This is a genomic window from Actinomycetota bacterium, assembly GCA_035540895.1.
Classification (GTDB): domain Bacteria; phylum Actinomycetota; class JAICYB01; order JAICYB01; family JAICYB01; genus DATLFR01.
This window is the reverse complement of record DATLFR010000173.1, coordinates 1-6902: the sequence shown is the minus strand read 5'-3', so window position 1 is coordinate 6902 and position 6902 is coordinate 1. Positions and strand designations below refer to the sequence as shown.

The following is a 6902-nucleotide window of genomic DNA, read 5'->3' as shown; positions in this document are numbered from 1 at the left end:
TCCACGGCTACGTCGACGGGCAGGGCGTCGCAGCGATCCCAGCCGGCTGGAGATGGACGATGGCCGGCCTCGTCCTGGCCGCGCTCGTATGGATGGTCTCGCGTGGACGGCGGCTCGGCCCGGCGACCACGGGGGCTCGCGAGCTTCCCCCGCCACGCCGGCTGTACGTGGAGGCCGTCGCGGCGACCCTGGCGCGCACCGACCGGCCCGCGGACGCGGTGGAGCCCGTGCGGACGGCGATCAGGCTCCGCCTGGCGGGACGTGCCGGTTACGATCCGTTGGCCGGCGAGCGGCCGCTGCGCGAGATCGGCCTGCGCGCGGGACTCACGCCGGAGGAGTTGGACGCCGTCCTGGGTGAGGGCGGTTCGCCTGAGGAGGTCCTGGCGGTGGGTCGAGCGCTGGCCCGACTGTCATCGACCACGGCCACGGGAGGCAGCGGTGCGGGACCTGCGTGACCGCCTGGGAGACGAGGTGGCCAAGGTCATCGTCGGACAGGCGGAGACGATCGACATCCTGCTCGCCGCCGTCGGCGTCTCCGGACACGTGCTCCTCGAAGGGGTGCCGGGCGTGGCCAAGACCCTGATGGCCAACGCGGTCGCCCGGGCCCTCGGGATGGACTTCACCCGGGTGCAGTTCACCCCGGACATGCTCCCGTCCGACCTCACCGGCACCATGACGCTCCAGCGGTCGTCGCTGAGGTTCAGCCCCGGGCCGGTCTTCACCAACGTCCTGCTCGCCGACGAGGTCAACCGGACCCCCCCCAAGACGCAGGCCGCCCTCCTGGAGGCGATGCAGGAGCGGCAGGTCTCGGTCGGCGGGGAGGCTCACCTGCTCCCGGACCCCTTCCTCGTCGTGGCCACCCAGAACCCCATCGAGTACGAGGGGACCTACCCTCTCCCGGAGGCCCAGCTCGACCGCTTCCTCGTGAAGGTCGACGTCGGGTACCCCGCGGCCCCCGAGGAGGAGGACATCCTGCGGGTGGCGCACTCGGGGGTCGTCCCGACGACGCTCGACGAGGTAGAGGCCGTCACGGACGCCGACGAGGTGATCGAGCTCCGGGAGGAGGTCGACGCGACCACCGTGTCCGACGAGGTCGTCTCGTACGTGACGGCGGTCATCAGGAGGACGCGCGAGCTCCCCAGCGTCGCCCTGGGCGCGAGCCCCCGCGCCGGCGTCCACCTGCTCGCCGCGGCGAAGGCCGCCGCAAGGCTGGACGGACGCGACTTCGTGACCCCCGACGACGTGGTTCGCATGGCCAGACCCGTGCTGCGCCACCGCTTGATGCTCCGCCCCGAGGCGGAGCTCGAGCGGTACCGTCCCGACGACGCCGTGGGAGCCGCGATCGCGTCCGTCCCCGTCCCGAGGTAGATGGCGCCGACGGCCCGGGCGGCGGCGCTGGTCGCGGTCGCCGCCCTGTCCGCCCTCGTCGCCCCGGCGTGGGTCGCGGCGATCGCCGTCCTGGTCGTCGCCGGGGTCGTCGTCGCGGACGCGCTCAGCGTCCGGACCCCTCCCCGGGTCGACCGGGAGGTGGCGGCGGTCCAGTCGCGAGGGGTCGGGTCCCGCGTCGTCGTGAGGGTGGCCGCGGCCGGACGCGCCCGCGTCCGGCAGCCCGTCCCGCCCGACCTCTTCCTGGATCCGGACGAGCGCGACCAAGGGCTGCTCGCGACCGTGACGCCGATGCGCCGGGGCCGCCACAGCGTCCCGCCGGTGGCCGTCCGCGTGACCGGACGGCTCGGGCTCGGTGCGTGGTACCACCAACGCTGCGGCGAGGCCACCGAGGTGACCGTGTACCCGGACCTCCCGGCGGCCCGGACCCTGGCCATGGCGGTGCGTCAGGGCAGGTTCCGCGACGCCGGTCACCTCACGCGCGGACCGCTCGGACTCGGGACGGACTTCGAGACGATCCGTGAGTACCAGCCGGACGACGACGTCCGTCAGATCAACTGGTCGGCCACGCGGCGGACCGGACGCCCCATGAGCAACCAGTACCGGATCGAGCAGGACCGCGAGGTCATCTGCGTGGTGGACACCGGCCGCCTCATGGGCGCGCCGCTCGGGGACCGCACGCGCCTGGACGCGGCCGTCGACGCCGTCGCCGCCGTAGCTCTCGTCGCCGACGAGGTGGGGGACAGGTGCGGCGTGGTCGCGTTCGACGACGCTATCCGCAGGAGCGTCCGGCCGCGACGGAACGGCGGCGATGCGGTCGTCCGGGCGGTCTTCGACCTCGAGCCAACGCCCGTCGAGAGCGATCACGAGCTCGCCTTCCGCACCGTGGGTGGGTTGAAGCGGGCGCTCGTCATCGTCCTCACGGATCTCCTGGAGGAGTCCGCAGCGCGTCCGCTCGTGGACGCCGTCCCGGTCCTGGCTCGGCGCCACGCCGTCGTCGTCGCCACCGCCACCGACACCGACCTCGCCCGGATCGTCGAGCGGGAGCCGCGTCAGCCCCACGACGTGTACGAGGCCGCGGTCGCCGTGGATGTCCTGGCAGCCAGGGCGCGAGCCGCGGCGCTCCTGCGCCGGGTGGGAGCCGACGTGGTCGAGGCCAGGCCGGAGGCTCTGGGCGCCGCGTGCGTGCGGGCGTACCTGAGGGCCAAGGCGCGGGCGCGGTTGTGACGTGGTGGGGGTGGTCGCGTTAGGGGCCGGCCGGTGCCGGCTCGCCTTGCGCCTCCCCCTCGGCGTCTGCGGCTCGCTCGGCACCGGCCGGCCCGGGAACCGCCCCTCCCGCGACGTCGGAGGCTCGCCTTCGGCGGGGGATGAGCGTCCCGCGCCAGAAGGTCAGGGACCAGAAGGTGATGCCTAGGAGGAGGCCGATGGTGGCGGCGGCCGTGAGGCCTAGGCCGGCCGGCGTGATGAAACCCTCCACGAGGCCCGCGACGACGAGCCAGGGGACGGTGCCGAGCACCATCTCCACGGCCCGGCGTCCCTCGCGGACCACCGCGACGGAGCGCGGGAGCCGTCCCGGGTCGACGATCGACCACCCGAGTCGCAGCCCGGCCGCCCCGGAGACGACGATGCAGGACAGCTCCAGCAGTCCGTGCGCGACCACGAGCTCGGTGAAGGCGACACCGTTGCCGGCGCCGAAGGCGAGCCCGCTCACCGTTCCGAGCAGGGTCCCGTTGAAGAGGAGCACGAGAGCTGTGCCGAGACCCGCCACGGCCCCGCCGGCGAAGGCGAGGAAGGTCACCTGGATGTTGTTGGTCATGATCATCGACGAGAAGGCCGCCCGCTCCTGCACACCGAGGCCGAGCGAACGGCCGGGGGTCCGCGGCTCGGTCACCGACCGGTACTCCCCGGGGACGAGCCCGGAGGCGCCTCCGGGATCGGTGAGGGCCCAGAGCGAGGCCAGGAGCCACGGCCCGAAGAGCAGGACGGCGGCGGCGGCGAGCACCGAAGGCCGCTCCGCGATGCGTCGCCAGTACGTGTCGGTGAAGAACCGCACCGCCGACTCCCGCCGGGTCTGCGTGTCGTAGACGAGGTGCCGAGCCTGCCCCACCGCCTGCTCCAGGCGGCGGACCGCCGGGTCGCCCGGCCACCTGCGGCGGGCGAGCGCGAGGTCGGCGGCGGCCGCTCGGTACAGCGTTCCCAGTCGGAGGAGCTCGTGGGGGCCGAGACGGTCCGGGCGTCTGCCAGCGCGTTGGGACAGCTGCTCGAGCTCCGTCCAGTCGCGCTGCCGGTCCCGCAGGAAACGTTCTAGGTTCATGGCGTGGAGTTCGAGGACAGGCTGACCATCGCCACGCCGGAGGGCGTCGACCTCGAGCTGCCTCTGGCGGGCCTCGGCTCGCGGGCGGCGGCCGCGCTCATCGACCGGGCGATCCAGCTCGCCGCCGTGATGGGCCTGTCACTCGCCCTCATCCTCCCCTTCGTAGCGGCCGGCGTCGACGTGGGCGCGCCAGTGGGGCTGGCCGCCTTCTTCATCCTGTACTTCATCGTGGAGTTCGGCTACCACGTCGCCTTCCTGACCGTCTGGTCGGGTCGCACGCCCGGCAAACGTGCGTTGGGACTGCGGGTCCTGCGTGACGACGGGCTCGCCCTCAGGTTCCGGGAGGCGGCGGTCCGATCGCTCGTCCTGCTGCTCGATGGACCCCTCACCTCGTACGCGTTGGGAACGATCGCGATCCTGCTGTCGCCGCGCGGCCAGCGGGTGGGAGACCTCGTCGCGGGGACCGTCGTGGCGCGGGAACGGGTCGGTGGACGTCCGCACGCGAGCGTTGGCGCGACCCGCGGGGTCGAGCTGCCGGACCCGCTCCCCACGTGGGACGTCAGCGGTGTGTCCGATGCCGACCTGGCCGCGATGCGGCTGTTCCTGGAGCGTCGGGAGTCGATCGACCCGGAGGCCCGGCATCGGTTGGCGACCGACCTGGCGGCCAGGGTGCGCGAGGTGGTCGTCTCGTTCGGGGAGCCGGCCGACGACGAGTCGTTCATCGAGGCGGTCGTCTCGATCAAGTCCGCCCGCCGCTGACCGCGCACGACGCTAGCCTAGGTCGATGTCGACCTTCCCCGGACAGCCCGAGGAGCGGACCGGGCCAGCGCGCGGCGTCGTGGTCGATCTCGCGACCCTGCGCCTCCCGGCAGCGATGATGCTCGCAGCGGGCGTCGTCCTCCCTCGCCTCCCGCAGCACCCGGACCTGGCGTGCCCGCTGCGCACCCTCACCGGCATCCCGTGCCCCGCGTGCGGGATGACGACGAGCGTGGAGGCGACCCTCCGCCTCGACCTGTCCGAGGCCTGGGCGGCCGCCCCGATGGGCATCCTGGCGGTGGTCGTGGCCCTGGCCGCCGTCCTCGTCCGCCGACGCGTGCGGGTCGAGCTGCCGCTCTGGGTCGTCGTCGCGACGCTCGCTGCGATGTGGGTCTTTCAGCTCCACCGATCCGCCCTGCTCTGAGGCCCGCCGCGGTTCGTTGCCAGCGGTGGGCCGGGGGGCGAAGGTTGTCCTGACGTCTAGAGGGAGGTCGAGATGGCAGGGGCGATGGAGCAACCGGCGGCGACTGGACCCGCCCACGTGGTTCGCACCGCTTCCCATCCCGTGGAGAGGTGGCCGGGCTGAGCCGCCTCCGGCTCCCCGTCAAGCGTCTCGACCCAGGACTGCCCCTCCCGACGCACCAGCGCGCTGGGGACGCCGGGCTCGACCTGCACGCCGTCTCTGACCTGACGCTCGGGCCCGGTGAACGCGCCGTCGTCGGGACCGGCATAGCGATCGCGATCCCCGAAGGCTGGTGCGGCCTGACCACCCCCCGCTCGGGCCGGGCGGCCCGTGACGGGCTCTCGATCGTCAACGCCCCGGGGGTGATCGACGCCGGGTACCGCGGCGAGCTGAAGGTGATACTCGTGAACCTCGACCCGAGCCAGCCGTTGGTCGTGGAGCGCGGCGAGCGCATCGCCCAGCTCCTGCTCGTCCCGGTCGCCACCGCCGACATCGTCGAGGTGGAAGAGCTCGCCGACTCCGAGCGGGGTGAGGGCGGCTTAGGGTCGACCGGCGCGTGAAGCCGAGCGAGTGGACGCGTCGGCGAGGGTCCGATAGTGTGCCGCACCGTATGGTCCCTCGTATCCCTGCGCGGCTCTGCGGCGCGCTCGTCCTCCTGGCCCTGGCCCTGGCGTCCTGCCGCGGCCGGGAGCCCGAGCCCGCCCCCGCGCCGACGCCCTCGCCCTCGCCGACCCCGGTCCCGACCGTCGAGCACCCGCTCACCGGAGCCGTTGAGCGCCGGGGCCAGGAGTGGGAGCAGCGCCAGGCCCTCGCGGTGAAGATCGGCAACTCGGCTCCCGAGCGCCCCCAGGCCGGGCTCGAGGACGCGGACGTCGTCTACGAGGAGCTCGCCGAGGGCGGGATCACCCGGTTCATCGCGGTCTTCCACTCCCGGGAGCCCGGGCAGGTCGGCCCGGTCCGCAGCGCGAGGTTCGTGGACCCGGACGTCCTCGCCCCCTTCTCCCCGCTCTTCGCCTACGCCGGGGGGGTGCCACCGGTGGTGGCGCGGGTCTCCGAGGTCGACTCGATCACCGACGTCAACTTCGACCGGTTCCCCGAGGCCTACGAGCGGATCGGCGGACGGCGGGCTCCGTACAACCTCTACACCTCGAGCGACGCGCTCTGGCGCCGGGGCGACGGCTCCCCGCCTCCGGCTCTGTTCTCCTGGCTGCCCGAGGAGGAAGGGACGGACCCCGCCAGCGGTGAGCCGGGGACCTCCGTGACGATGTCGTTCTCCCCGATGACGAGCGTCCGGTACCAGTACGACACCGACACCGAGACCTACCTTCGGTTCAACGGATCGACCCCGCACACGCTCGAGGACGGGAGCCAGGTGGCCCCAACGAACGTGGTGATCCAGCTCGTGAACGTCCGGCCGGGGACGGTCGTCGACCAGAACCGTCAGACGTCACCCGACAGTCAGGTGATCGGGGACGGCGACGCCATCGTGCTCCGCGGTGGTCGCGCCTACCGGGGACGGTGGTCGCGCGGCGGCGGGGAGCACACCCGCTTCGCGGATGCCGAGGGCAACCCGCTGCTGCTGGCCAGGGGCACGACCTACGTGGCGCTCGTCCCGGCCGGCCGGACGGTGTCGGTGAGCTGATGGCCGTCCACGTCACCGACGCCGCCGCGGACGTCATCCGCCGGTCCCTGCAGCAGGCCGAGGCGCTGCCGGAGGACGTCGGTGTGCGCCTGCGCGTGGCGGGCGGACAGGTGCGCCCCCGCTTCGCTCCCGCGCCGGAGCCCACCGACGAGGTGGTCGAGCTCGAGGGCGTCCGGGTATTCGTAGACCGCCAGATAGCCGACTCGGCTCCCGAGGTGACGATAGACGTGTCCGACGAACACGAGACGTTGGTGGTGCGGGCATGAACGGGTCCGTCGTCCTCCCCCCCGAGCCCGAGGAGATTGAGGCCGCGCTCGCGCAGGCGGCGGGCGCCGAGCCCG

Annotated in this window: 9 protein-coding genes; 8 read left to right on the top strand and 1 reads right to left on the bottom strand. The window is 73.4% G+C overall.

Annotation, left to right across the window (positions count from 1 at the left end; genetic code table 11):
• From VM840_10050 to VM840_10040, 3 genes are all read left to right on the top strand, one after another.
• Positions 1–455, top strand: a 455-nt coding sequence (locus VM840_10050; GenBank protein ID HVL81920.1) for a hypothetical protein, incomplete at its 5' end; no start/stop codon positions are given.
• A complete protein-coding gene (locus tag VM840_10045; GenBank protein HVL81919.1) occupies positions 439–1368 on the top strand; it encodes a MoxR family ATPase in 930 nt (309 codons plus the stop codon). The genes VM840_10050 and VM840_10045, both read left to right, overlap by 17 nt.
• Positions 1369–2613 carry a DUF58 domain-containing protein gene (locus VM840_10040; protein ID HVL81918.1) on the top strand — a complete coding sequence of 415 codons (1245 nt, stop codon included), beginning with the start codon at positions 1369–1371 and terminating at the stop codon, positions 2611–2613.
• 19 nt (positions 2614–2632) lie between these two features.
• Here the strand turns inward: VM840_10040 and VM840_10035 are convergent, their stop codons facing one another.
• Positions 2633–3700 (bottom strand): stage II sporulation protein M, encoded by a 1068-nt coding sequence (locus VM840_10035; protein HVL81917.1) that lies wholly within the window; start codon positions 3698–3700, stop codon positions 2633–2635.
• Positions 3701–3703: 3 nt separating this feature from the next.
• Here VM840_10035 and VM840_10030 point away from each other — a divergent pair, with 3 nt between their 5' ends.
• The 5 genes from VM840_10030 to VM840_10010 all read left to right on the top strand — a co-directional run bounded on the left by VM840_10030 (position 3704) and on the right by VM840_10010 (position 6827).
• Positions 3704–4459, top strand: a complete 756-nt coding sequence (locus VM840_10030) for an RDD family protein (GenBank protein HVL81916.1) — start codon at positions 3704–3706, stop codon at positions 4457–4459.
• A 25-nt stretch (positions 4460–4484) separates the two neighbouring features.
• The gene (locus VM840_10025) at positions 4485–4880 is read left to right on the top strand and encodes a DUF2752 domain-containing protein (GenBank protein ID HVL81915.1); all 396 of its coding nucleotides are present in this window, start codon (positions 4485–4487) and stop codon (positions 4878–4880) included.
• A 158-nt stretch (positions 4881–5038) separates the two neighbouring features.
• Complete coding sequence (dut, locus tag VM840_10020; GenBank protein HVL81914.1) at positions 5039–5479, top strand: dUTP diphosphatase; 441 nt, start codon at positions 5039–5041, stop codon at positions 5477–5479.
• 50 nt (positions 5480–5529) lie between these two features.
• Positions 5530–6561 carry a DUF3048 domain-containing protein gene (locus VM840_10015; GenBank protein HVL81913.1) on the top strand — a complete coding sequence of 344 codons (1032 nt, stop codon included), beginning with the start codon at positions 5530–5532 and terminating at the stop codon, positions 6559–6561.
• A complete protein-coding gene (locus VM840_10010) occupies positions 6561–6827 on the top strand; it encodes an iron-sulfur cluster biosynthesis family protein (GenBank protein HVL81912.1) in 267 nt (88 codons plus the stop codon). The genes VM840_10015 and VM840_10010 overlap by 1 nt, the downstream gene beginning before the upstream one ends.
• Positions 6828–6902: the final 75 nt, after the last annotated feature.